Source organism: Oryzisolibacter propanilivorax, from assembly GCF_900103645.1.
In the GTDB taxonomy this organism is placed as follows: domain Bacteria; phylum Pseudomonadota; class Gammaproteobacteria; order Burkholderiales; family Burkholderiaceae_C; genus Melaminivora; species Melaminivora propanilivorax.
Genome location: NZ_FNHP01000002.1, coordinates 170,184 through 193,616, shown reverse-complemented (window position 1 = coordinate 193,616; position 23,433 = coordinate 170,184). Strand labels below are relative to the sequence as shown.

General features: G+C 70.7%; 16 protein-coding genes. 13 read left to right on the top strand and 3 right to left on the bottom strand.

Annotation, left to right across the window (positions count from 1 at the left end; genetic code table 11):
• Window positions 1-50: 50 nt before the first annotated feature.
• Window positions 51-1,328 carry a lysophospholipid transporter LplT gene (gene lplT, locus BLQ61_RS03620; protein WP_091566795.1) on the bottom strand — a complete coding sequence of 426 codons (1,278 nt, stop codon included), beginning with the start codon at window positions 1,326-1,328 and terminating at the stop codon, window positions 51-53.
• 140 nt (window positions 1,329-1,468) lie between these two features.
• On the opposite strand from lplT, the gene alr reads away from it, so the two are divergent.
• From alr to BLQ61_RS03605, 3 genes are all read left to right on the top strand, one after another.
• Window positions 1,469-2,566, top strand: a complete 1,098-nt coding sequence (gene alr, locus BLQ61_RS03615; RefSeq protein ID WP_091566793.1) for an alanine racemase — start codon at window positions 1,469-1,471, stop codon at window positions 2,564-2,566.
• 77 nt (window positions 2,567-2,643) lie between these two features.
• Window positions 2,644-3,348: a riboflavin synthase subunit alpha gene (locus BLQ61_RS03610; RefSeq protein ID WP_091566791.1), complete on the top strand. Its 705-nt coding sequence runs from the start codon at window positions 2,644-2,646 to the stop codon at window positions 3,346-3,348.
• A gap of 20 nt (window positions 3,349-3,368) precedes the next feature.
• On the top strand, window positions 3,369-3,899 hold the full coding sequence (locus BLQ61_RS03605; protein WP_175488220.1) for a GNAT family N-acetyltransferase: 531 nt from the start codon (window positions 3,369-3,371) through the stop codon (window positions 3,897-3,899).
• A gap of 106 nt (window positions 3,900-4,005) precedes the next feature.
• Here the strand turns inward: BLQ61_RS03605 and BLQ61_RS03600 are convergent, their stop codons facing one another.
• Both BLQ61_RS03600 and BLQ61_RS03595 read right to left on the bottom strand, forming a co-directional pair.
• A complete protein-coding gene (locus tag BLQ61_RS03600; RefSeq protein WP_091566790.1) occupies window positions 4,006-6,198 on the bottom strand; it encodes a TonB-dependent copper receptor in 2,193 nt (730 codons plus the stop codon).
• Between the two features lie 269 nt (window positions 6,199-6,467).
• Window positions 6,468-6,869 (bottom strand): hypothetical protein, encoded by a 402-nt coding sequence (locus BLQ61_RS03595; protein ID WP_091566788.1) that lies wholly within the window; start codon window positions 6,867-6,869, stop codon window positions 6,468-6,470.
• A gap of 97 nt (window positions 6,870-6,966) precedes the next feature.
• Between BLQ61_RS03595 and BLQ61_RS03590 the strand changes: the two genes are divergently transcribed.
• From BLQ61_RS03590 to BLQ61_RS03545, 10 genes are all read left to right on the top strand, one after another.
• On the top strand, window positions 6,967-7,467 hold the full coding sequence (locus BLQ61_RS03590; RefSeq protein ID WP_091566786.1) for an NUDIX hydrolase: 501 nt from the start codon (window positions 6,967-6,969) through the stop codon (window positions 7,465-7,467).
• Window positions 7,468-7,505: 38 nt separating this feature from the next.
• Window positions 7,506-8,630 (top strand): tRNA 2-thiouridine(34) synthase MnmA, encoded by a 1,125-nt coding sequence (gene mnmA, locus BLQ61_RS03585; RefSeq protein ID WP_091566784.1) that lies wholly within the window; start codon window positions 7,506-7,508, stop codon window positions 8,628-8,630.
• 249 nt (window positions 8,631-8,879) lie between these two features.
• Window positions 8,880-10,541 carry an L-lactate permease gene (locus BLQ61_RS03580; RefSeq protein ID WP_091566782.1) on the top strand — a complete coding sequence of 554 codons (1,662 nt, stop codon included), beginning with the start codon at window positions 8,880-8,882 and terminating at the stop codon, window positions 10,539-10,541.
• Between the two features lie 217 nt (window positions 10,542-10,758).
• The gene (gene bcsD, locus BLQ61_RS03575) at window positions 10,759-11,241 is read left to right on the top strand and encodes a cellulose biosynthesis protein BcsD (RefSeq protein ID WP_091566780.1); all 483 of its coding nucleotides are present in this window, start codon (window positions 10,759-10,761) and stop codon (window positions 11,239-11,241) included.
• 36 nt (window positions 11,242-11,277) lie between these two features.
• Entirely contained in the window at window positions 11,278-12,180 is a 903-nt protein-coding gene (gene bcsP / locus BLQ61_RS03570) for a cellulose biosynthesis protein BcsP (RefSeq protein WP_091566778.1), read from the top strand.
• Window positions 12,177-12,962, top strand: coding sequence for a cellulose biosynthesis protein BcsQ (gene bcsQ, locus BLQ61_RS03565; protein ID WP_091566776.1), 786 nt, complete (start codon window positions 12,177-12,179; stop codon window positions 12,960-12,962). Before bcsP ends, bcsQ begins: the two co-directional genes overlap by 4 nt.
• Before the next feature lie 5 nt (window positions 12,963-12,967).
• Complete coding sequence (bcsA, locus tag BLQ61_RS03560; protein WP_091566774.1) at window positions 12,968-15,190, top strand: UDP-forming cellulose synthase catalytic subunit; 2,223 nt, start codon at window positions 12,968-12,970, stop codon at window positions 15,188-15,190.
• A 66-nt stretch (window positions 15,191-15,256) separates the two neighbouring features.
• Window positions 15,257-17,635, top strand: a complete 2,379-nt coding sequence (gene bcsB, locus BLQ61_RS03555) for a cellulose biosynthesis cyclic di-GMP-binding regulatory protein BcsB (protein WP_091566772.1) — start codon at window positions 15,257-15,259, stop codon at window positions 17,633-17,635.
• A gap of 138 nt (window positions 17,636-17,773) precedes the next feature.
• The gene (gene bcsZ / locus BLQ61_RS03550) at window positions 17,774-19,015 is read left to right on the top strand and encodes a cellulose synthase complex periplasmic endoglucanase BcsZ (RefSeq protein WP_245703822.1); all 1,242 of its coding nucleotides are present in this window, start codon (window positions 17,774-17,776) and stop codon (window positions 19,013-19,015) included.
• Window positions 18,970-23,346 carry a cellulose biosynthesis protein BcsC gene (locus tag BLQ61_RS03545; RefSeq protein WP_091566768.1) on the top strand — a complete coding sequence of 1,459 codons (4,377 nt, stop codon included), beginning with the start codon at window positions 18,970-18,972 and terminating at the stop codon, window positions 23,344-23,346. Before bcsZ ends, BLQ61_RS03545 begins: the two co-directional genes overlap by 46 nt.
• Window positions 23,347-23,433 lie beyond the last annotated feature (87 nt).

The window sequence follows — 23,433 nt, the reverse complement described above, 5'->3', positions numbered from 1 at the left end:
CTCCAGCCCTTTGTTTACAAGGGCGTCAAGCTATCGAAACAGGAGTGGCGTCAGTGGTGGTCGCTGCGCGCGATCTTCAGCAGGTGTTCCATCTCCGCCGGGTGGCAGCGCACGTTGCGCGCGTGCCAGCGCCCGATCAGCGCCATCACCACCGCCACCAGCAGCCCGAAGACGGTGATGGCGCCGAAGGCCGACAGGCCGAACTTGGTGGACAGGCTGTAGAACGCGCCCATGCCCAGGATGGCCGCCTGCTCATTGAAGTTCTGCACGGCGATCGAGCGCCCGGCGCCCATCAGGTTGTGCCCGCGGTGCTGCAAGAGCGCGTTCATCGGCACCACCAGGAAGCCGCCCAGCCCGCCCAGGATGATCAGGAAGGGAATCGCCAGCCAGATGCTGTGGATGACGTTCATCAGCATCACGAACACGCCCATGGCGATGCCCAGCGGAATGACGCGCGTGGCGGTGTCCAGGCGCATGCGCATGGACGCCAGCACCGCGCCCACGGCGGTGCCGATGGCCACCACGCCGACCAGCGCCGAGGCCTGCGTGACGCCGTAGCCCAGCGCCGCCGCGCTCCAGGCCAGCACGATGTAGCGCAGGTTGCCTGACACGCCCCAGAACAGCGTGGTGGTGGACAGCGAGATCTGCCCCAGCCGGTCGCGCCACAGGCGGCCGTTGCAGGTCCAGAAGTCGGGCAGCAGCGCCAGCGGGTTGCGCGGCATGGCGCGCATCTCCACGCCGGTGTGCGGGATGCGCAGGTTGAACCAGGCCGCCAGGCCGTAGATCGGCACCAGCGCCATGATGGCCGCCTCGGCCGGGCGCTCGATGCCGAAATCCAGCAGCGGAAAGTCCAGCCCCAGCAGGATGCCCGACAGGTGCGGCGCCACCAGCTGCCCGCCCAGCAGCACGCCCAGGATGATGGAGGCGATCGTCAGCCCCTCGATCCAGCCGTTGGCCTGCACCAACTGCGAGGCCGGCAGCAACTCGGTCAGGATGCCGTACTTGGCGGGCGAATAGGCGGCGGCGCCCAGGCCGACCACGGCGTAGGCCAGCAGCGGGTGCGAGCCATAGAGCATCATCAGGCAGCCGACCATCTTGATGGCGTTGCTGATGAACATGACGCGGCCCTTGGGCTGCGAGTCGGCAAACGCCCCGACGAAGGGCGCCAGCACCACGTAGAACAGCGCGAACATCGGCACCAGCGCGGCGCGCTGCCACTCGGGCGCGCCGCCGGTGCGCAGCAGCTCCACCGCGGTCACGAACAAGGCGTTGTCGGCCAGCGAGCTGAAAAACTGCGCCGACATGATGGTGTAGAAACCGCGCTTCATCGGGGGGCGATGCGCCGCCAGGCACTGCTGGCGGCCATTGAAAACTCCAAGCACTCCGGGGAGCGACGGGCGGTTATAGCACGCGGGTTGCGGGGCCCGATGCCAGAATAGGGCGCGTTTCCCCTCTGTACGCCCCTGCCATGCCGCGCCCTATCCACGCCACCATCCACCCAGCCGCCGTGCGTGCCAACCTGGAGCGCGCGCGCCGCGCCGCGCCGGACGCGCGCGTGTGGGCGGTGGTCAAGGCCGACGCCTACGGCCACGGCATCGAGCGCGTGTTCGATGCCCTGCGCGCGGCCGACGGCTTCGCGCTGCTGGACCTGGACGAGGCCCGGCGTTTGCGCGCGCTGGGCTGGCGCGGTCCGATCCTGCTGCTGGAGGGCGCCTTCGAGGCGCGCGACCTGGAGCTGTGCTCGCGCTTGCAGTTGGCGCACGTGGTGCACTGCGATGCGCAGATCGACTGGCTGTCGGCGCACAAGACGCAGGCGCCGCACCGGGTGTTCCTGAAGATGAATTCGGGCATGAACCGCCTGGGCTTCACGCCGCAGCGCTTTCGCGCCGCCTGGGCGCGCCTGTCGGCGCTGCCGCAGGTGGACGAGATCGCGCTGATGACGCATTTTTCCGACGCCGACGGCGCGCGCGGCATCGCGCACCAGCTGGCCGCCTTCCAGGAGGCCACGCGCGACTTGGACGGCGAGCGCTGCATCTGCAACAGCGCGGCGCTGCTGCGCCACGGGCTGCAGGCCGAGGTGCGCCTGGACTGGGTGCGCGCCGGCATCGCGCTGTACGGCAGCGCCCCGGACCATCCCGAGCGCACGGCCGCCGATTGGCAGCTGCAACCGGCGATGACGCTGGCCTCGCGCCTGATCGCGGTGCAGCAGCTGGCCGCGGGCGACAGCGTGGGCTACGGCTCGCGCTTTGTCGCGCCGGCAGCGATGCGCATCGGCGTGGTCGCCTGCGGCTACGCCGACGGCTACCCGCGCCACGCGCCGGACGGCACGCCGGTGCTGGTGGATGGCGTGCGCACCCAGCTGGTAGGGCGCGTCAGCATGGACATGCTGGCCGTGGACCTGACACCAGTGCCGCAGGCCGACATCGGCAGCCGCGTCACCTTGTGGGGCCGCGACGCGGGCGGCGCGCTGCTGTCCATCGACGAGGTGGCGCAGGCGGCCGGCACCATCGGCTACGAGCTGATGTGCGCGCTGGCGCCGCGCGTGCCGGTGGCCGTGGACGCGTGAAGCGCCGCCGGACGGGCCGGGGGGGCGGCTGGCACAATCCCCGGTTTTTGCCCGGCCCGCGCGGCGGTTTTTTGCTCATGTTCACAGGCATCGTCCAGGCCACGGCGGCCATCGCCGCCATTGAGGATCGCGCCGGCCTGCGCACTTTCACCATCGACTTCCCCGAGGGTTTCTGCACCGATCTGGCGATCGGCGCCAGTGTCGCCGTCGACGGCGTGTGCCTGACGGTGACCGACATCGATTCGCCCACCCGGGCGCGCTTCGATGTCATGCAGCAGAGCCTGGCTGTGACCACGCTGGGCCGCTACGCGCAGGGCGGGCTGGTGAACGTCGAGCGCGCTGCCAAGGACGGCGCCGAGATTGGCGGCCACCCGCTGTCGGGCCACATCGACTTCACCGCGCGCCTGGACAGCGTGCGCACGCTGGAAAACAACCTGGTGTGGCGCGTGGCCGTGCCCGAGTCGCACCGGCGCTACATCTTCGCCAAGGGCTACATCGCCCTGCACGGCGCCAGCCTGACGGTGGCCGAGGTGGACCGGCGCGCCGGCTGGTTCGAGGTCTGGCTGATCCCCGAGACGCGCCGCGCCACGGTGTTCGAGGGCCTGCGTGCGGGCGACCTGCTGAACGTCGAGATCGAGCGCGGCACCCAGGTGGTGGTGGACACCGTGCGCGAGGCGGTGCAGGACAGTCTGGGCGCGCTGGAGCCGGTGCTGCGCGGGCTGCTGGCGGACAAGGGACTGTCGCTGGACGACTACCTGCCGCGCCCCGACCTGCCACGGTGAGCGGCGCCCCGCCGGCGCCTGTGCTGGCCGTGGCCGCCCGCGCTGCCGCGCGCCAGCCGCGCGCATTGACCGTGGCCGACCTGCCCGGCCTGCTGGCGGTGCAGCAGGCCTGCTACGGCACGCGGTTCGTCGAGGGCGCCGAGGTCTTCGCGCGCCGCCTGGCCAGCCCGGCGCAGCGCTCGCTGGTGCTGCGTGGCGCGGACGGCGCGGTGCTGGCCTATCTGGCGGCCTATGCCTCGCGCCTGGGCTGTATCACGCCGCTGCACGGCGACTTCACGGCCACGGCGCAGCCCGACACGCTGTACCTGCACGACCTGGCGGTGCTGCCTGCGTGCGCCGGCCAGGGGCTGGCGGCGGCGCTGCTGGCCACGGCCCTGGACCGGGCACGCGCCGAGGGGCTGCGGCACACGGCGCTGGTGTCGGTGCAGGGCTCGCGGCACTGGTGGGCGCGGCGCGGCTATGCGGTGCAGGGCGTGGCCGATGCGCGCCAGCGCCGGTACCTGGACGGCTATGGCGCGGACGCGCGGTACATGGCGTTTTCACTATCATAATAATAGCTGGAGGCCATTGATATATATGGGCTGCAGGCCGATTTGACCCTGAATCCACGGCCCTGCCCATGGCGGCGGCTTGGCAAGGCGCCGCCGCGGCATCGGGTCAGAACTGCACGTCGGCGCGCAGCCAGAAGGTGCGCCCGGGCTCGTTGATGCGCGCCGTGCCGGGGTAGCCGAAGCCGGCGTTGCCGGCCAGGTTCAGGTGCTCGGCGTAGGCCTTGTCCAGCAGGTTGTCCACGCCGGCGACCAGCTTCAGGTGCCCGTTCACGCGCGCGCCGGCGTGCAGCGACAGCACGCCGAAGCCGGCGCTGTTCCCGAGGTCGCGCCCGACCACGTTGCCCTGGCCGGGGGCGCTGCGCTTTTGCGCGGCCACCAGGCGCCACAGCGCGCCGGCGCTCCAGTCGCCCTGCGACCAGTCCAGGCCCAGGCGCGCCTCCAGCGGCGGCATCTGCGGCAGCGCCCCGCCGTCGCTGGCGTTGCGCCCCCAGCTGTAGGCCAGCGTACCCTGCGCCGACCAGCCGGCGGGCAACTGGCGGCTGGCGCCCAGCTCGAAGCCGGCGGTGCGGGCATCGACGTTGCGCACGTTCGAGGCCATGCCGGCGTAATCGAACAGGATGTAGTCGCGGACCCAGCCGGCGTAGGCCGCGCCCCAGACGCGCCACTGCGCGTCCTGCCACTGCGCGCCCAGGTCCAACTGCGTGGTCTTTTCCGGGCGCAGCGTGGCGAAGGCGTTGCCGGCGCCGGCGGCGCTGTTGCTCGGCGAGATCAGCTCCCAGTAGTCGGGCGCGCGCTGCACGTGGCCGATGCCGGCATACACCGACGCGCCTTGCGGGGTCAGCTGGCGCTCCCAGCGCAGGAAGCCGCTGGGCAGCGTGCCATCGGTGCGGCGCTCGGCACCCGCCGCGGGCATCGGCATGGGCATGGCGCCGTGGCCGCCCATGTCCATGGCCTGTGCCATGGCGCCGTGCATGCCGCCATCGGCGCTCATGTCCATATGCCCGTGGCCGCTGCTGGCGAGCGGGTAGCGCCAGGCGCGTGCGCGGTCCAGGCGCAGGCCGCCGACCCAGCGCGTATCGGGGGTCTGCTGCCAGGCCAGCTCGGCGAACACGCCCTGCTGGTCCAGGCGCGCGTTGCGCTGCCAGGGCTGGCTGGCGTAGGGGCTGGTGGGCGATCCGCTGCGCTGCTCGTGCGGGCTGCGCAGCGCGTCCACGCCCAGATCCAGCTGCCAGTCGGGCTGCCACTGCAGCGTGGCGGCGACGCGCGCGCCGCTGGTCAGGCGGCGCACGTTGCTGGCCATGGGCATGGACATGCCGCCGCCGGGCGTGAACGGGCGCAGCGTGTAGTTGTCCATGACGTGGTCGGCGTCGTTGCGATAGACCTGCGCCTGCAGGCGCGTGAACCAGGGCGTCAGGTTGCGCTGGTCGAACTTGAGTCCCCAGCTGTCGCGGCGGAACTGCGTGCCGTCCATGCCGCGCCCGCCATAGCGTGCCTCGCCGTCGCCGGCGCCGGCGCTCAGCTCCAGCAGCGTATCGGCGCTGGGCGTTAGGCCGAGGGCGACATCGGTGTTCCACTTGTCCCAGGCCGAGGGCACGCGCCGGCCGTGGCCGTCGCGATAGTCATCGCTGCGCGAGTGGTTGGCCGCGGCGCGCACATACAGCCGTTCGTTGCCCGCGACCAGGTCGGCGCGCTGGTCGGCGCGGCCGTGGCTGGCCACCAGGGCGCTGGCGTTCAGGCGCACGCCGGCTTCGGTGAAGTCGGGCCGCTCGCGCTCGAAGCGCACCACGCCGGCCGACGCGCCCGGGCCCCACAGCACGGTCTGCGGGCCCTTGGTGACGATCAGCGTGTCGAAGGTCTCGGGCGAAATGTACGAGCTGGGCGCGTCCATGCGGCCCGGGCAGGCGCCCAGCAGCTGCGTGCCGTCGGTCAGCAGCGGCAGGCGCGAACCGAACTGCCCGCGCAGCACCGGGTCGCTGTTGGAGCCGCCGCTGCGGATAGCCGAGAAGCCGGGAATGGTCTTGAGGTAGTCGGCCGCGTCGCTGGCCGGCATCGGCTGGCGCGGCTGCTTCGGGTCGGCCACCACCTGGGTGGACGAGTGGTCGTGCACGGCGGTGACGACCACCGGGCGCAGGGTGGGGCCATCGGCCCCGGGAGCGTCGGCCGCCTCGGCGGCGATGGCCCCGGCGCAGGTCAGTGCGCAGGCGAGGGCGGTGGCGCTGCGGGTCAGCAGCGCGGAGCGTGAACGGGCGGCGGCAGGCCGCGCGGCAGCCATGGCTGCGGGGAAATGGTCAATGGACATGGTGCAAAGGCGGGTGCATCCCGTCCGTGCCGCCCGCGCGCTCAGGCGCGCCGGGCCGGGTACGGACGCAGGACGGAAAACAAAAAAACGCGGCTGGCGGGCGCCGGCCGTGGCCGGGCGCCGCCTGCAAGGCGTGGCGCGGCACCCCGCCCGAGAACCTGCCGCCCGCGAAAATGCGGGCTGCGGCCACGCGGCGCGGCATGGCCGTCATCGGCCAGACCACGCGGCGTGCGCAGCAGGAATGTGGGGAGCGAAAGGACCGCGCCGGGTCAGGCGCGCAGCGGCGGCCCGCGCGCGGGCAGCGGTGCCAGGGCGCGCCACGCGGTATGGGCCGCGCTGCGCCCCTGCGCCGGCCGCTGTGTATCGGGCGCGGGCGGGCGCTGCGGCGCCAGCGCCAGGCCGGGCGCGTCGCCCAGCGCTAGGCACAGCACACAGCCCGGATCGGCATGGTGCTGGTGGCCTGCGGAATGGTCGGGTGCTGCGGCGGGTGCGTCGGCACCCGGCACGGCGCCCAGGCAGACCTCGTGCAGCGCCGCGGTACTGCTGTCGGCCAGTGGCTGCACTGCCTGGCGTGTCGGCACCCCGGCCAGCAGCGCCACCAGCCAAGCCAGCGCCACCAGACCGGGCACCAGGGTGCGCAGTGGGCGGTGTTGGCGAAGGCGTTGCAGCATGGAATTACAAAAAAGTCGCGTGCATTATCTGGCCGCCCAGCGCCGGCGCCCCTGATGCAGCGCAGGTGGCGGCACGTGATGGTGATAATCGGCCGCCATGCCCCACCGCTGGAAACCCAACGTCACCGTGGCCGCCGTGATCGAACGCGAAGGCCGCTTCCTGCTGGTCGAGGAAAACACCACCGACGGCCTGAAGCTGAACAACCCGGCCGGGCACCTCGACCCGGGCGAGTCGCCGCAGGATGCTTGCGCGCGCGAGGTGCTGGAAGAAACCGCGCACGACTTCGTGCCCGAGGCGCTGATCGGCGTGTACCTGAACCGCTTCATCAAGACGCGCACCGGCGACGACCTGACCTACATGCGCTTTGCCTTCGCTGGCCGGCTGGGTGCGCACCATGCCTGGCGCGCGCTGGACGCGGGCATCGTGCGCACTGTCTGGCTGACCGCCGACGAGATCCGCGCCTGCCCCGAGCGCCATCGCAGTCCGCTGCTGCTGCGCACGCTGGAGGATTACCTGGCGGGGCAGCGGCACCCTTTGTCGCTGGTGCATACCGATGTGTCGGTGCAGAACGTGGGCATCGCTGCTGCCGCCCCTTGAGCGCGGGGGCTTTGGCGCCGCCGGATAATCGCGCGCCTATGTCCAGAGCCAAGCAACGTGTCGTGGTCGGCCTGTCCGGCGGTGTGGATTCGGCCGTCACCGCCCATCTGCTGAAGCAGCAGGGCCACGAAGTGGTCGGCATCTTCATGAAGAACTGGGAGGACGACGACGACAGCGAGCACTGCTCGTCGCGCCAGGACTTTCTGGACGCCGCCAGCGTGGCGGACGTGCTGGGCATCGAGATCGAGCACGTGAACTTCGCCGCCGAGTACAAGGACCGGGTGTTCGCCGAGTTCCTGCGCGAGTACCAGGCCGGGCGCACGCCCAACCCGGATGTCCTGTGCAATGCCGAGATCAAATTCAAGGCGTTTCTGGACCATGCCATGCGCCTGGGCGCCGAGAAGATCGCCACCGGGCACTACGCGCGCGTGCGCTTCAACGCCGCCACCGGGCTGCACGAACTGCTCAAGGGGCTGGACCCGGCCAAGGACCAGAGCTACTTCCTGCACCGGCTGAACCAGGCCCAGCTGGCGCGCACCTTGTTCCCGGTGGGCGAGCTGAAGAAGACCGAGGTGCGTCGCATCGCGGACGAGATCGGCCTGCCGAACGCGAAGAAGAAGGACTCCACCGGCATCTGCTTCATCGGCGAGCGGCCTTTCCGCGAGTTCCTGAACCGTTACATCCAGCATGCGCCGGGGCCCATCCTGGACGAGCGCGGGCGCCGGCTGGGCCGGCATGTGGGGCTGAGCTTCTATACGCTGGGCCAGCGCCAGGGCCTGGGCATCGGCGGGGTCAAGGACAAGGGCGCGGCGCGCGGCGGCGGCGAGCATGCGCCCTGGTTCGTGGCGCGCAAGGAGCTCGACACCAACATCCTGCGCGTGGTGCAGGGCCACGACCATCCCTGGCTGCTGTCGCAGCGCCTGGTGGCGCAGGACGCCAGCTGGGTGGCGGGCCGCCCGCCGGCACCGGGCAGCTGCGCCGCCAAGACGCGCTACCGCCAGCAGGACGCGGCATGCGAGGTCGAGAGCGCCGCGGGCGCGGATTTCCGCCTGCGCTTTCCCGAGCCGCAATGGGCCGTGACGCCCGGGCAGTCGGCGGTGCTGTACGACGGTGAAATCTGCCTGGGCGGCGGCGTCATCGCCGCGGTCGATCCCCAGGCCTGACTTTCGCCGCTGAGGGAAACGGCTGTCGCCGCAGCGACAGCCGAGGCGCGCCGCGCTAGTGGAAACCGCAGGCTGCGCCGGGCTCCGGTTCGTGAAAATGCTTCACCGCGCGGCATCGTTTTTTTCACATGGTGCCCGCATGAGGCTCCTCTACAGTCTCAGCCGCGCGCAGGCAGGGGTCTGCAGCACCGGCGGGATGCGGGCATGTGCCCCTGTCCCCTCAATCTCTACATCGACGGGGACAAGCTCATGGTTTGGCAGCAAATCTACGATCCGCTCGGCAACATGGTCATCTCCACTGCTCTGGCGTCGCTGCCAGTGGTGGTGATGCTCGCGGCGCTGGGCTTCTTTCACATCAAGGCGCACATCGCCGCCGGCATGGGCCTGGTGACGGCGCTGCTCGTGGCCATCCTGGTCTACGGGATGCCGGCCGACATGGCCGGGCGTGCGGCGCTGTTCGGCGGCTTCACGGGCCTGTTGCCCATCGGCTGGATCGTGCTGAACATCATCTTCCTGCACCAGTTGACCGAGCAGAACGGCAGCTTCGCCGTGCTGCAGGATTCACTGTCGGGCATCACCGAGGACCGGCGCATCCAGCTGCTCTTGATCGCCTTCTGCTTCGGCGCGTTCTTCGAAGGAGCGGCCGGCTTCGGCACGCCGGTGGCGGTGACGGCGGCGATCCTGATCGGCCTGGGCTTCTCGCCGCTGGCCGCCTCGGGCCTGTCGCTGATCGCCAACACCGCGCCGGTGGCCTTCGGTGCGCTGGGCACGCCGGTGATCACGCTGGCCAAGGTGCATGGCTATGACCTGATGGAAGTCACCGCGATGATCGGCCGCCAACTGCCATTTTTCTCGCTGCTGGTGCCGTTCTGGCTGATCTGGGCCTTCGCCGGTCGCAAGGGAATGATGGAAATCTGGCCGGCCGTCCTGGTGACGGGTGTTTCGTTCGCCATTCCGCAGTACCTGGTGTCCAACTTCATTGGGCCGGAACTGGTGGACATCATCGCTGCCATCATCTCCATGGCCTGCCTGGTGGCCTTCCTGCGTGTATGGCAGCCCAAGACGGTGTGGACGTCGCCCTCGCTGCGTGGGCACGACCCCAGCGCCGCCGAGGCCAAGCCACCGCAGCCGGTGCGCCAGCACAGCAGGCAGGCATTGATCGCCGCCTGGACACCCTGGGTCATCCTGTCGGTGTTTGTGTTCATTTGGGGCCTGCCGTCCGTGAAGGCCTGGCTGAATGGCGTCTTCGCGCCGGCCTTTCCGATGCAGGGCCTGCACCAGATGATCGAGAAGGTGCCGCCGGTCGTGCCCGTGCCGACCAAGGAGGGCGCGGTTTACACGCTGAACCTGCTGTCGGCCACCGGCACCGGCATCCTGCTGTCGGCCATCGTCAGCGCGCTGGTCATGAAGTACAACGTGGTGGCCATCGTGCGCACCTTCTTCAAGACGCTGTGGCTGGTGAAGTATTCGCTGCTCACCATCGTGCTGATGCTGGCGCTGGGTACGCTGACGCGCTACTCGGGCACCGACACCACGCTCGGCCTGGCGTTCGCCAACACCGGCGTGCTGTACCCGTTCTTCGGTACGCTGATGGGCTGGCTGGGCGTGGCGCTGACCGGCTCCGATACGGCATCGAACGTGTTGTTCGGTGGCATGCAGAAGGTGGCGGCCGAGCAGCTCGGCCTGTCGCCCAACCTGATGGGCGCGGCCAACAGCTCGGGCGGGGTGATGGGCAAGATGATCGATGCCCAGTCCATCGTCGTGGCATCGACCGCCACGCGCTGGTTCGACCACGAAGGCGACATCCTGCGCTACGTGTTCTTCCACTCGATCGCGCTGGCCTGCCTGGTGGGCCTGTACGTGACGCTGCAGGCCTATGTCTGGCCATTCAGCCTGATGGTGGTGCATTGAGCATCGCGTCGGCGCCACGCCATTGCAGCGTGGCGCTTCAGTCTTGAAGCACAACGGGCGCCTGGAGCGCCCGTTGTGCTTTGCAAAGCCTGTCAACAAAAGTCAATAATGCATTGCATTGATTGAAAATGCGTTTCCCTTAGTTAAAGTCATTGCCAATCTTGCACTGCAACTGGGTACAAGCAGCGTACGCCGCTCACTCAACAACCGCATCGACATGCCCAACACTGCCCATCCTCCCACCGCTCCCGTCCTGGATACAGCCTACGCGCAGCAGCTGCAGTGTGGGCGCCAGTGGCGTGGTTTCCTCAACGCGCTGGGCCAGGAATTCTCCGCAGCGCTGCCGGCGCAGGACGTGGCGCTGTTGATGGCACGCATCGGTGTGCGTTTCGCCAGCCAGAACCCGCTGGCGGCATCCGACACCATCGAAGGGTTGCAGGCGGCCATGAATGCTGTTTGGGGTCCGCTGGACTGGGGGCGTGTCGACATTGCCCAGACGCCGGCAGGCATGGATATCCGCCACCGGTTCTGCCCGCTGGCCGCGGCCTTCGGCACGTCGCAGGCGGATTGGGCCGTGGGTTTTCTGCAGGGAGCCTACCAGCAATGGTTCGATTCGGCCGGCGCAGGCGGCCTGAAGGTGCAGCCCGTCACCGGGCTGGATTCCCTGGGCAGTGCCCAGCTGCGACTTGGAGCAGCCTGACGGCAGCACCACCCAACGCTACGCAAGGAGCATGGCATGCCAAGGGCGCCAGACGACATCACCCAGCTGTACCGCGAATTTGGCGGCAGGCCACAGAGCTACCGTGAACTCAACCGCACCCGCGAGGCCGAGCGGGCACGCGAACGCTGGCCGCTGATTTCGCGCCTGGAGGACATGCCGTCCGCCGCCGCGGTGCCACCGGTGCAGGCCGGTGAAGATTCGCATGAGGCGCCACGGCGCTGGGGCGTGGTGGCCGCGCCTGCGGCGGCGGCCACACCTCAGCAGCAGCCATTGCCGAGCACTCCAGCCGCCACTCATGCCCCGGATGCCGCGCGTGCCGCAATGCCGCTGCCCTGGTTGCGCCAGCCCGAGGCGTCGTTGCCAGCGCGGGTGCCGGTGCAGGCATACCCCGGCTCCCAGATCGAGCCAACACTGGAGCAGGCGGCGGCACCTGCCACGGCGCCGCTGTTCGCCGGCCTGCGCCAGCAGCCTGCTGCCCGGCCGATAGTCGACGCGCCTGGTCTGCAGACGCGAGGCATGAGCGGTGGTGCGGCGGGCATGCCCGCGTCCCCGCGCACGGAGCCGCCAGCGAACGTGCGCCCCGCCGCTGCCGGTGGCCCGGCGTGGCTGGCGCCGGTGCCAGCCGCTGCCGGCAACGAGCTGCAGAAGGCGTTCGCCTCCCTGGGCCGCCAGGCCAGCGCGCCAGTGCCAGCGGCCGCAGTGGTCGCAGCTGCGGCCCCCGCACCGGCACCGGCACCGGCACCAGCCGCCCCTGCCTGGAATCGCCCTGTCGCGGCCAGCCCCACGGCGCAGCCGGCCGTTGCCGCCGGCACGGAGTCGCCGCTGTCGCGCCTGGCTCGCCCGGCGGCTGCCCCTGCCGCACGCCAGGGCGGACTGCACAGCCTGTTCGCCCGCTTCCTCGGGCGCGAAAATTCATGAGGGTGCTGACCATCGCCTCGGCCAAGGGAGGGGTTGGCAAGACCACGGTGACCGAAAGCCTGGCCGTGGCCCTGGCGCAGCACACTGGAAGGATGGTGCTGGCCGTCGATCTGGACCCGCAGAACGCCCTGGCGCTGCACCTGGGACTGGACCCGCAGGAGCTGCGCGGACTGTCGCGCGCGAGCTTGGGCGGCAACCATTGGCGCGATGTGTGCTTCGAGTGCCGACCGGGCCTGTATGTCCTGCCGTTCGGCGTTGTCACCGAAGAGGACCGCACCGCCCTGGAGGCGCAGATCACCGAGCAGCCGCATTGGCTGGCCGAGCGCCTGGCCGCGCTGGACCTGCCCGAGGATGCGCTGGTGCTGCTGGACACGCCGCCCGGGCCGACCGCCTATGGTCAGCAGGCACTGCAGGTGGCGCACTGGGTGCTGGTGGTGATGCTGGCCGACGCCGGCTCGTATGCCACGCTGCCCTTGATGCAGCGCCTGGTACAGACCTATTGCACGCCACGGGCGGACTTCGCCGAGGCGCTGTACCTGGTCAACCAGTTCAACTCGGCACGCCAGCTGTCGCAGGACATCCTGCGCGTGCTGCGCGAAGGCGTGGGTGACAGCCTGATCGGCGTGGTGCACAACGACGAAGCCGTGGCCGAGGCCCTGGCACTGGGCACCAGCGTGCTCGACCATGCTCCGCAGAGCCTGGCGCGCAACGACATCATGAACTGCGCCGCGGCCATCGCCCAGCGCATGCAGGCCGCGCCACAGCCGCGCTGGCAGGAGTAGCGCAGATGGCCACCGACCACCGGACCGTTGCCGACACCATCGCCGACCAGAACCCCCGCAGCTTCGAGGCGCGCTGGCGCAAGCAGGTGCGCTTCCTGGCCGATCTGTCCCTGTGGCGGCATCCGGTAGCGCGTGTTCTGGCCACGGTCATCGCGGCGCTGCTGCTGGCGGTGGTCATCAGCGTGCCGCTGAGCCTGGGTGGCCAGCTGGTCTTCGCCGCGGGCTGCTTTGCCGCAGCCTTGCTGCTGAACCGCACCCCCGGCCGGCTGACCACGCTGGCGATGATCGTGCTGTCGATCACCGCCTCGTCGCGCTATATGTACTGGCGCGTGACCGATACCGTGGACTTCCACAATTGGGTGGACGCCATCTTCGGCTTCGGGCTGCTGCTGGCGGAGCTGTACGCCTTCCTGGTGCTGCTGATCGGCTACTTCCAGACCGCTTGGCCGCTGCAGCGCCGGCCGGTGCCGCTGCCGGACGATCTGGATGTCTGGCCCAGCGTGGATGTCTTCATTCCCACTTACAACGAGCCGCTGGAGGTGGTCAAGCAGACGGTGTTCTCGGCCATGCAGATGGACTGGCCGGCCGACCGCCTGAACGTCTACGTGCTGGACGATGGCCGGCGCGACGACTTCCGCGACTTCTGCGCCGAGCTGGGGGTGGGCTATCTGCGCCGGGGCGACAACGCGCACGCCAAGGCCGGCAACATCAACGCCGCGCTGGCCGTCACCGACTCTGACTACGTCGCCATCTTCGACTGCGACCATATCCCGACGCGCTCGTTCCTGCAGGTGTGCATGGGCTGGTTCCTGCGCGACGACAAGCTGGCGATGCTGCAGACGCCGCACCACTTCTTCTCGCCCGACCCGTTCGAGAAGAACCTGGAGACCTTCCATGCCATGCCCAACGAGGGCGAACTGTTCTACGGCATCGTGCAGGACGGCAACGACCTGTGGAACGCGGCCTTCTTCTGCGGCTCATGCGCCGTCATCAAGCGCGCGCCGCTGATGGAGATCGGCGGCGTGGCCATCGAGACCGTGACCGAGGACGCGCACACCGCCCTCAAGCTCAGCCGGCGCGGCTACAACACCGCCTACCTGGAGCTGCCCCAGGCCGCCGGCCTGGCCACCGAGAGCCTGTCGGCACACGTCGGCCAGCGCATCCGCTGGGCGCGCGGCATGGCGCAGATCATGCGCATCGACAACCCGCTTCTCGGGCCCGGGCTGAAGTGGGGCCAGCGCCTGTGCTACTTCAACGCCATGCTGCACTTCTTCTACGGATTGCCGCGGCTGGTGTTCCTGACGGCGCCGCTGGCCTACCTGTTCTTCGGCGCGCATGTGTTCCAGGCAACGGCGGCGATGATCACCGCCTATGCGCTGCCCCACCTGGCGCACGCCAGCATCACCAACTCGCGCATCCAGGGGCGTTTCCGCTACTCGTTCTGGAACGAGGTCTACGAGTCGGTGCTGGCCTGGTACATCATGCGCCCGGTGCTGCTGGCGGTGATCAACCCGAAGCTGGGCAAGTTCAACGTGACGGCCAAGGGCGGCGTGGTCGAGCATTCGTACTTCGACTGGTCCATCGCCCGGCCCTACCTGATTCTGCTGATCGTCAACGCCCTGGGCTTCTTCGTCGGCATCTGGCGCCTGACGGTGGCGGTCGACACGGTGGTGCTCACGACCATCATCATCAACATGGTCTGGACCGCCTACAACATCATCCTGACCAGCGCCAGCCTGGCCGTGGCCAGCGAGACGCGCCAGATCCGCAGCACGCCGCGGGTGACGGTGGCCCTGCCGGCGGCGCTGCGCTTCGCCGACGGCCGCACGCTAATGTGCGAGACCGACGACTTCTCGCAGAACGGCGTCGGCCTGCGCGTGCAGACCCCGATGCCGGTCGAGCCGGGCACGCGGGTCGAGGTGGCGCTGTTCCGCTCCGATGAGGAAGCCACCTTCCCGGCGGTCATCACCTTCAGCGGCGCCGAGCGCCTGGGCTTGCAGTTCGAGGAACTGACGCTGCAGCAGCAGGCGGCGCTGTCGCGCCTGACCTTTGCCCGCGCCGACGTATGGCTGGAGTTCTGGGGCAATCGCCAGCACGACCGGCCGCTCACCTCGCTCAAGAGCGTGATGGTCATCGGCCTGCGCGGCATCGGCCAGGTCATGGGCAACCTGCTGAACATCCTGCGCGGGCGACGTGTCGCGCTGGGTGAACGCTCCTCGTCCAGCTGACCGCCGCCGCGGCCTGCAGCCTGACCCCCCTTCCACGAACAACAACCACAGCCGGAGCCTTGTCCCATGTTTCCTGAAGTCCCTCACTGCAACCGCCCTGCCGCGGCCAGCCGCCACCTGCCCGGTCGCGGCCCTGCGGCACGGCTGCTGCCTGTCGCGGTACTGCTGGCGGCACTGGGAAGTACCAGCCTGGCGCCGGCGCAGAGCACCCGCCCGGCCACCGCGGTGGTGCCGCCGGCCGCCATGCCGCCCGCCACGGCCACTGCACCGGCCGAGGTGGCGCCGCTGGCCGGCAAGCGCACCTACAAGGTCACGCTGCGCGAGCTGGGGGCGGTGTTTCCGTTGCAGCTGCGCGGCGTGCAGGGTTCCAGCGGCGTGCAGTTCGGCATCCGCAACGACGAGGTCGTGACCGGCGCCCGGCTGCACCTGAACTACGCCTATTCGCCAGCACTGCTGCCCGACATCTCGCACATCCGCGTGCTGGTCAACGAACAGGTGGTGGCCACCATCCCGGTGCCGCGCGAGCAGGGCGGAGTGAACCTGCAGCGCGACATCGACATCCCGACCCGGCTGATCACCGAATTCAACCGCCTGAACCTGGAGCTGATCGGGCACTACACCATGGAGTGCGAAGACCCTGCGCACTCCAGCCTGTGGGCCAACGTCGGCAATGACAGCACGCTGGAGCTGTCGGTCAACCCGCTGACCCCGCCCAACGACCTGGCCTTCCTGCCGGAGCCGTTCTTCGACCGGCGCGACGCGCGCCAGCTGGTCCTGCCCATCGTCTTCGCCCGTGCGCCGGACCCGGGGCAGCTGGAGGCTGCCGGCACCGTCGCTTCGTGGTTCGGTGGGCTGGCGGGTTTCCGCGGCGCCAGCTTCCCGGCCCTGGTCGGACAGCTGCCGGCGCGCGGCAATGCAGTGGTGCTGAACCTGGCCAACAATGCCGATGCCATCGCCGGCGGGGGTCTGTCCGCGCCGTCCGGGCCGACACTGCAGGTCGCCACGCACCCCGGCGACCCCACGGCCAAGCTGTTGATCGTCAGCGGCCGCGACGCGGCCGAGCTCAAGCGCGCGGCCACCGCGCTGGCTCTGGGCGGCACCTCGCTGTCGGGTGCCACCGCCACCATCGGCGAGCTCAAGGAAATCACGCCGCGCAAGCCCTACGACGCGCCCAACTGGCTGCCCAATGACCGGCCTGTGAAGTTCGGCGAGCTGGTCGACCAGAGCCAGCTGACGGTCTCGGGCTATTCGCCTGACCTGATCCGGGTGAATTTCCAGGTGCCGCCCGACCTGTTCGCCTGGCGCAAGCAGAACATCCCGGTGCACCTGAAGTACCGCTACACGGCGCGTCCGATGGCCGACAAGTCGACGCTGAACGTGAGCGTCAACGAGCAGTTCCTGCGCGCGCTGCCGCTGCGCGCCATGGACCACGACAAGCCCAGCCGCATCGAGAGCTGGCTGAACAAGGCCGTGCCCGCGGGCGATCTGCTGCCGGCCGAAGACCTGTTCGAGATCCCGCTGTTCAAGCTGCCCGCGCGCAGCCAGCTGCAGTTCCACTACTACCACGACATCCTGAAGGAAGGCGCCTGCAAGGACGTGCTGCTGGACAACGTGCGCGGCACCGTCGAGCCGGACTCGACCATCGACATCCGCGGCTTCTCGCACTTCATCGCCATGCCGGACCTGGCGGCCTTCGCCAACACCGGCTTCCCGTTCACGCGCATGGCCGACCTGTCGCAGACCGCCATCGTGCTGCCGGCCCGGCCCGAAGCCGGCGACTACAGCGCCTATCTGTCGCTGATGGGCCTGATGGGCATGGTCACCGGCTACCCGGCGCACGCCAGCACCGTGGTGCTGGGCGGCGACCGTATGGAGGAAGTGGCCGACAAGGACCTGCTGGTCATCGCCAGCGGCAACAACCCGCCGCTGGTGGCCCAGTGGGCCGAGCATCTGCCGTTCAGCCTGAAGGAGGGCACCAAGCGCTTCCGCCTGTCCGACTACGCTTCGCACCTGCTCAACTGGTTCGATCCCGAGCAGCGCGACCGCAGCCGCCCGGGCCGCAGCGAGATCGTCTACACCAGTGCCAGCAGCGACGCGGTGTATGCCGGCTTCGAGTCGCCGCTCAAGAGCGGGCGCAGCGTGGTGCTCCTGATCAGCAACCAGGCGTCGGGCCTGCAGCAGGGCGTGGACGCGCTGCTCGACCCGGACCTGCTCAAGCGCATCCAGGGCAGCACCGCCGTGATCCGCGGCAAGCAGGTGGACAGCCTGGTGGCCGAGCAGAGCTACTACGTCGGCCAGCTGGGCCCGGTGGCGCGCGTGCAGTGGTGGCTGTCGCGCCACCCGCTGGTGATGGTGCTGCTGGGTGTGCTGGCGGCCGCGGTCGTCGGTTTCATGCTTTACATTGCGCTGCGCGCCCGTGCCCGCAGTCGCCTGCGCCAGCAGTAAGCCGGCTGCAGCCGGGTGTGCCGAGGGGGATCAAGAGCACACGGGCGCTGCAAGCGCCCGGCGCATGGGTTTTGGGTGTTTCCGGGCCCTGGCCCATGCGCCGTAACGGGATATAGCTCCTGAATCAGTAGCACAAGAATGACCGCAGCCAGCCATTTCGACGCAACACGCCCTGCCTGGAAGCGCCCCGGCAGGGCGTTGGCGATGGCGGCATTGTTGGCCGCTGGCGGCGCTGCGCACGGCCAGGGTGCGGGCTGTGCCGCCGCCGACTGGCCGCTGTGGCAGCGGTTCGCGCAGCGCTTCATGCAGTCCGACGGGCGCGTCATCGACCACAGCGTCAAGCAGCAGCACTCGACCTCCGAGGGCCAGTCCTACGCCATGTTCTTCGCCCTGGTGGCGAACGACCGCGAGCGCTTCGACAAGGCCTGGAGCTGGAGCATCGCCAACCTGGCCGAGGGCGACATGGGCAAGCGTCTGCCGGCCTGGCAGTGGGGCCGACGCGAGGACGGCAGCTGGGGCGTGGTCGATCCCAATCCGGCCTCCGACGGCAATTTGTGGTTCGTCTACGCGCTGGCCGAAGCTGGCCGGCTGTGGAATGAGCCGCGCTACACCGAGCAGGCGCGCAGTCTGCTGGCGCTGGTGGCCGCGCAGGAAGTGGCCGACCTGCCCGGCCTGGGGCCGACGCTGCTGCCGGCCGCGCAGGGCTTCACCATGGGCAGTGCCACCTGGCGCCTCAATCCGAGCTATCTGCCCGTGTTCCTGGCGCGCGCGCTGCAGCAGCTCGACCCGAAGGGGCCGTGGAAGGCGGTGCTGGCCAGCCATGCGCGGCTGCTGGGCGAGGCCAGCTCCAAGGGTTTCATCGCCGACTGGGTGGCCTGGCATGCCCCGTCCGGCACCAAGGGTAGTTTCCTGACCGATCCGCAAAAGGGCGACGTGGGCAGCTATGACGCCATCCGCACCTACCTGTGGGCCGGCATGACGCCGCGCGCCGACCCGCTGGCCGCCGTGCAGCAGCAGCGCCTGGGCGGCATGGCGGCGCTGTTGCAGGGCGGCGCTGCCCTGCCGCCCGAACGCGTGCATGTTTCCATTGGCCATGCCGAAGGGCAGGGGCCGGTGGGCTTTTCAGCGGCGCTGCTGCCCTACCTGCAGGCGCGCGGCGCCCAGGCGGCGCTGAAAGCGCAGCAAGAGCGCGTGCGCCGCGAGCTGCTGGAGGCGCCGCAGGATGCGCCGCCCCGTTATTACGACCAGGTTCTGGGGCTGTTCGGCACCGGATACCTGGAACAACGCTACCAATTCCTGCCCTTGGGCAGGCTGCAACCTCGTTGGGAACAGGCATGTCCGAACCAAGGCCGAAGCGCCACCCCCGCCACCGCACGCTGATCCTGGCCCTGGCGGCCGCCCTGGGCGCACCCCTGGCGCTGGCACAGACCGACGCCGCCACGCGCGCGCTCATCGAGCAGGGCCAGTACTGGCAGTCGCGCGGCGATTCGGCGCGCGCCATCGACGCCTGGGAAAAGCTGCTGCGCGCCAGCCCGAACCAGCCCGATGCGCTGTATGGCATGGCGCGCGCCCTGGCGCAGCTGCAGCGCGTCGAGGAGGCGCAGCGCTACCTGGAGCAGCTGCGCCGGGCGCACCCCGACCACCGCCTGGTGGACCGGCTGCAGCAGGAGATCAACGTGCAGCGCAACGCCGCACAGGTGCAGCAGGCACGCACGCTGGCCAGCTCCGGCCAGTCCGAGCAGGCCATGAGCAACTACCGCGAAGCGCTAGGCAACGCCGAGCCGACCGGGCCGCTGGCGCTGGAGTATTACCAGACGCTGGGCGGCACCTCCGGCGGCTGGGACACGGCGCGGCGCGGCCTGGAGCGGCTGGCGCGCGAGTCGCCCGGCGACGCCAAGATCTCGCTGGCCCTGGCCCAGCACTTGACCTACCGCGAGGCCACGCGGCGCGAGGGCATCGCCCAGCTGGCGCGCCTCTCCCAGGACCCGGAAGTGGGCAAGGCGGCCACCGATGCCTGGCGCAAGGCCCTGGCCTGGACCGGCACGCGCAGCGCCGACATCCCGCTGTACGAGGCCTTCCTGCGCGCGCACCCGAACGACCAAGCGGTGGCCGCGCGCCTGCGCGAGGTGCAGGCCGCGCAGCGTACGGTGCGCACGCAGGCCGTGGCTACGCGCGATCCGCTGCGCGAGCGCAGCAGCGAGGGCTTCAAGGCCCTGGACGAGGGCGACCTGGAGGCCGCCGAGGCCGAGTTCCGCAGCGTGCTGCAGGCGCGCCCGAATGACGGCGACGCGCTCGGCGGCATGGGCGTGCTGCGCCTGCGCCAGGAGGAGTTCGCCCAGGCGCGCGACTACCTGGAGCGCGCCAGCCACCAGGGCGCGGCCGCGCGCTGGAAGCAAGCCCTGGCCAGCGCCACCTACTGGACACTGGTCGAACAGGCGCGCCGCGCGCGCGAGGCCGGCCAGACCGACTCGGCGCGCCAGCTGCTGGAGCAGGCGGTGCGCACCGACCCGCAGGAGATCACTGCCCAGAACGACCTGGCCGACGTACAGGCCGAGCTGGGCCAGCTGGACGCGGCCGAGGCCGGTTACCGCCGCGTGCTGGCGCGCCAGGCCGACAACCCGGACGCGCTGCGCGGCCTGGTCGGCGTGCTGGCGCAGACCGGCAAGGCCAGCGAGGCGCTGGCCCTGGTCGAGCGCCTGACGCCGAGCCAGCAGGAGAAGGTGGGCGCGCTCGGCCGCCTGCGCGCCACCCAGGCCATGGGCCTGGCCAAGGCGGCGGCGGCGCGCGGCGACGACAACGGCGCCCGGCTGGCGCTCGAGGACGCGCTCTTGAACGACCCGGCCAACCCCTGGGTGCGCCTGGACCTGGCGCGGCTGTACCTGAAGATGGGCGCGATGAGCGAGGCGCGCGGCGTGATGGACGGCCTGCTGGTATCCAATCCCAACATGCCCGAGGCGCTGTACGCCAGGGCGCTGCTGGCCTCCGAGTCGCGCGACTGGGCCGGCGCGCTGGCCACGCTCGAGCGCATCCCCGAGAAGAACCGCACGCGCGACATCGCCGCGCTGCAAAAGCGCGTGTGGGTGCACGTGCAGGCCCAGGCCGCCTCGGCGCTGGGGCGCGAGGGCCGGCTGGTGCAGGCGCAGCAGATGCTGGCCCAGGCCGAGCCCTTCGTCGGCCAGGACCCGGAACTGCTCGGCGCCGTGGCACTGGCCTGGGCCGACGCGGGCGACCCGAACCGCGCCCTGGCCATGGTGCGCGACATGCTGGCGCGCACCCCGCGGCCCGACGTCGGGCTGCGCCTGCAGTACGCCGCGGCGCTGCTCAAGACGCAGCAGGACGTGGAGCTGGCCGGCGTGCTGCGCCAGCTGCAGGACACGCCGATGTCGGCGCAGGACCGCAAGGGCTTCGAGGACATCCGCGTGGGCTACATCCTGCGCCAGGCGGACGCGCTGCGCAGTGCCGGCGACCTGGCCGGCGCCTACGACATGCTGGCCCCGCTGCTGGCCGAGCGGCCGCAGGACACCGAGGTCATCGGCGCGCTGGCGCGCATGTACGCCGACCACGGCGACCATGCCCAGGCCATGGCGCTGTACCAGCGCCTGCTCGAGCGCGACCCGCGCAACGTCAAGCTGTTGCTGGCCGCCGCCAACACCGCCACCGGCGCCAAAGAGCTCGGCCACGCCGAGTCGGCCGTGCAGGTGGCGCTGCAGCTGGCGCCGCAGGACCCGGAGGTGCTGACCACCGCCGGCCGGGTGTACCGCGCCAAGGGCCAGGCCAGCAAGGCCGGGCAGTACTTCGCGGCCGCGATCGAGGCGGAGAACCGCCAGCGCGCGCAGCTGTTGGCGGCCACCGGCCAGGGCGGCGGCACCTACGCCAACCCGAACGCGCCGGGCGGCAACCCCTTCCGCCGCACGGCCACCGCCCAGCCCCTGTGGGGCGGCGCCAGCCAGGCGCCGGTGGCGGCCGTGCCGGCGTACCTGCAGGCGCGCGCGCCCGCCGCCACACCCGTGGCCCTGCCCGCCGGGCCGCAGCCCTTCATCCCGCAGCCGGCCGGCGTGGCGCGCTTTCCGGCGCCGCCGGTGGCGCCGCCGCCCACGCCCAGCAACTACTACGGCAGCGGCGCCGCGGAGATGCCGGCGCCTCTGCCGGCCGCCGCGCCCGCGCGGGCGGCAGCGCGTGCATCGACCGCGGCCCATCCGGCCAGCAACCGGCGCAGCGCCACGGCGCGCACCGCCGCCCCGGCGATGGCCAGCCCGGCGCCGGTGGCGCCGGCAGCCAGCAGCAACTTGCTGACGCCGAACGCCGCGCGCGCGCTGGCGCAGCCGGTCGCCCCGGTCGCCACCGGCTACGTGCCGATGCCGGCCGGCGCCATGCCAATGCCGTCGACCTACGCCGCCGGCCAGGCGCCGATGCTGGCCGCCGTCACCAGCACCGCCGCGCCGCTGCCGTCGGCCTCGCCCTGGGCCAGTGCGCCGCTGCTGCCGCCAGGAACGCCGGCACGCCCGCGCAGCGCGCTGGACGACCTGGCCGAGCTGCAGGAAGGGCGCACCTCCATGCTGTCGGTGGGGGTGGTCGGGCGTGGGCGCCAGGGCGAGAGCGGCATGAGTCGCCTGACCGACCTGCAGGCGCCGGTGGAGATGAAGTTTCCCGCCGGCGACGGCATGATGGCCGTGCGCGTCACCCCCACCGGCGTCGGCGCCGGCACGCCCGAGACCAACTACGGCACGCTCAGCCGTTTCGGCGCCGGCCCGGCGACGGCGCTGGACATGCCTACGCGCTCGCCCGGCTCGCAGAACGACGGCGGCGTGGGCGTGGGCATCGCCTACGAGACCGCCAAGCTGGCGGTGGACGTGGGCACGCTGCCGCTGGGCTTTCGCCAGAACGACGTCATGGGCGGCGTACGCTACCGCATGGACCTGTCCGAGCAGATCAGCCTGACCGGCGACCTGTCGCGCCGCCCGGTCACCGACAGCGTGCTGTCGTTCGCCGGCGCACGCGATGCGCGCACCGGCGAGAAGTGGGGCGCGGTCTCCTCCAACGGCGCACGCCTGGACCTGACCTGGGACGACGGCGACTTCGGCGCCTACGCCGTGGGCAGCCTGCATGCGCTGGAGGGCCAGAACGTGCAGTCCAACTCGCGCGTCGAGCTGGGCGGCGGCATGTACTGGCGCGTGCACCGCACCAGCGACTCCATCTTCACCGCCGGCCTGAACGTGACCGGCATGGCTTACGACAAGAACCTGCGCTACTTCACCTACGGCCACGGCGGCTACTTCAGCCCGCAGCAGTTCTTGGCCATGGCCGTGCCCTTCGACTGGGCGCAGCGCAGCGGCCGCCTGAGCTACCAGATCAAGGGCGCCCTGGGCGTGCAGTACTTCAAGGAAGACGCGGCGCCGTACTTTCCGACCAGCCGCGCGCGCCAGAGTGCCGCCGCCCAGGCCGCCAGCGACGCCGAGGCCTTCGGCGAGGTCGGCACCAGCGCCACGGCCGTGTATCCAGGCCAGAGCAAGACCGGGCTGGGCTACAGCCTGGGCGTGGCCATGGAGTACCAGCTGCATCCGCAGCTGTTCGTCGGCAGCCACCTGGCACTGGACAATGCGCGCAACTACCGCCAGTTCACCGGCGGCCTGTACGTGCGCTATGCCCTGCAGCCCTACACCGGCCGCCAGGCGCTGCCGGTCAGCCCGCTCAAGTCGCCCTATGCCTTCTGACGGCTGCCGCCCGGGCGGGCGGCAACATGTCCGGCCCTGGTAACGAAAAGAGCCTCCAGCCCTTGAAAAACAAGGGCTGGAGGCTCT

Excerpts from the sequence above, each read along its gene's own strand:
- BLQ61_RS03595 (WP_091566788.1), bottom strand. The coding sequence starts at position 6,869 with ATGCTGCAACGCCTTCGCCAACACCGCCCACTGCGCACCCTGGTGCCC.
- bcsD (WP_091566780.1), top strand. The coding sequence starts at position 10,759 with ATGCCCAACACTGCCCATCCTCCCACCGCTCCCGTCCTGGATACAGCC.
- BLQ61_RS03610 (WP_091566791.1), top strand. The coding sequence starts at position 2,644 with ATGTTCACAGGCATCGTCCAGGCCACGGCGGCCATCGCCGCCATTGAG.
- bcsA (WP_091566774.1), top strand. The coding sequence starts at position 12,968 with ATGGCCACCGACCACCGGACCGTTGCCGACACCATCGCCGACCAGAAC.
- lplT (WP_091566795.1), bottom strand. The coding sequence starts at position 1,328 with ATGAAGCGCGGTTTCTACACCATCATGTCGGCGCAGTTTTTCAGCTCG.
- bcsZ (WP_245703822.1), top strand. The coding sequence starts at position 17,774 with ATGACCGCAGCCAGCCATTTCGACGCAACACGCCCTGCCTGGAAGCGC.
- mnmA (WP_091566784.1), top strand. The coding sequence starts at position 7,506 with ATGTCCAGAGCCAAGCAACGTGTCGTGGTCGGCCTGTCCGGCGGTGTG.
- BLQ61_RS03600 (WP_091566790.1), bottom strand. The coding sequence starts at position 6,198 with ATGTCCATTGACCATTTCCCCGCAGCCATGGCTGCCGCGCGGCCTGCC.
- bcsQ (WP_091566776.1), top strand. The coding sequence starts at position 12,177 with ATGAGGGTGCTGACCATCGCCTCGGCCAAGGGAGGGGTTGGCAAGACC.
- bcsP (WP_091566778.1), top strand. The coding sequence starts at position 11,278 with ATGCCAAGGGCGCCAGACGACATCACCCAGCTGTACCGCGAATTTGGC.
- alr (WP_091566793.1), top strand. The coding sequence starts at position 1,469 with ATGCCGCGCCCTATCCACGCCACCATCCACCCAGCCGCCGTGCGTGCC.
- BLQ61_RS03545 (WP_091566768.1), top strand. The coding sequence starts at position 18,970 with ATGTCCGAACCAAGGCCGAAGCGCCACCCCCGCCACCGCACGCTGATC.
- bcsB (WP_091566772.1), top strand. The coding sequence starts at position 15,257 with ATGTTTCCTGAAGTCCCTCACTGCAACCGCCCTGCCGCGGCCAGCCGC.
- BLQ61_RS03580 (WP_091566782.1), top strand. The coding sequence starts at position 8,880 with ATGGTTTGGCAGCAAATCTACGATCCGCTCGGCAACATGGTCATCTCC.
- BLQ61_RS03590 (WP_091566786.1), top strand. The coding sequence starts at position 6,967 with ATGCCCCACCGCTGGAAACCCAACGTCACCGTGGCCGCCGTGATCGAA.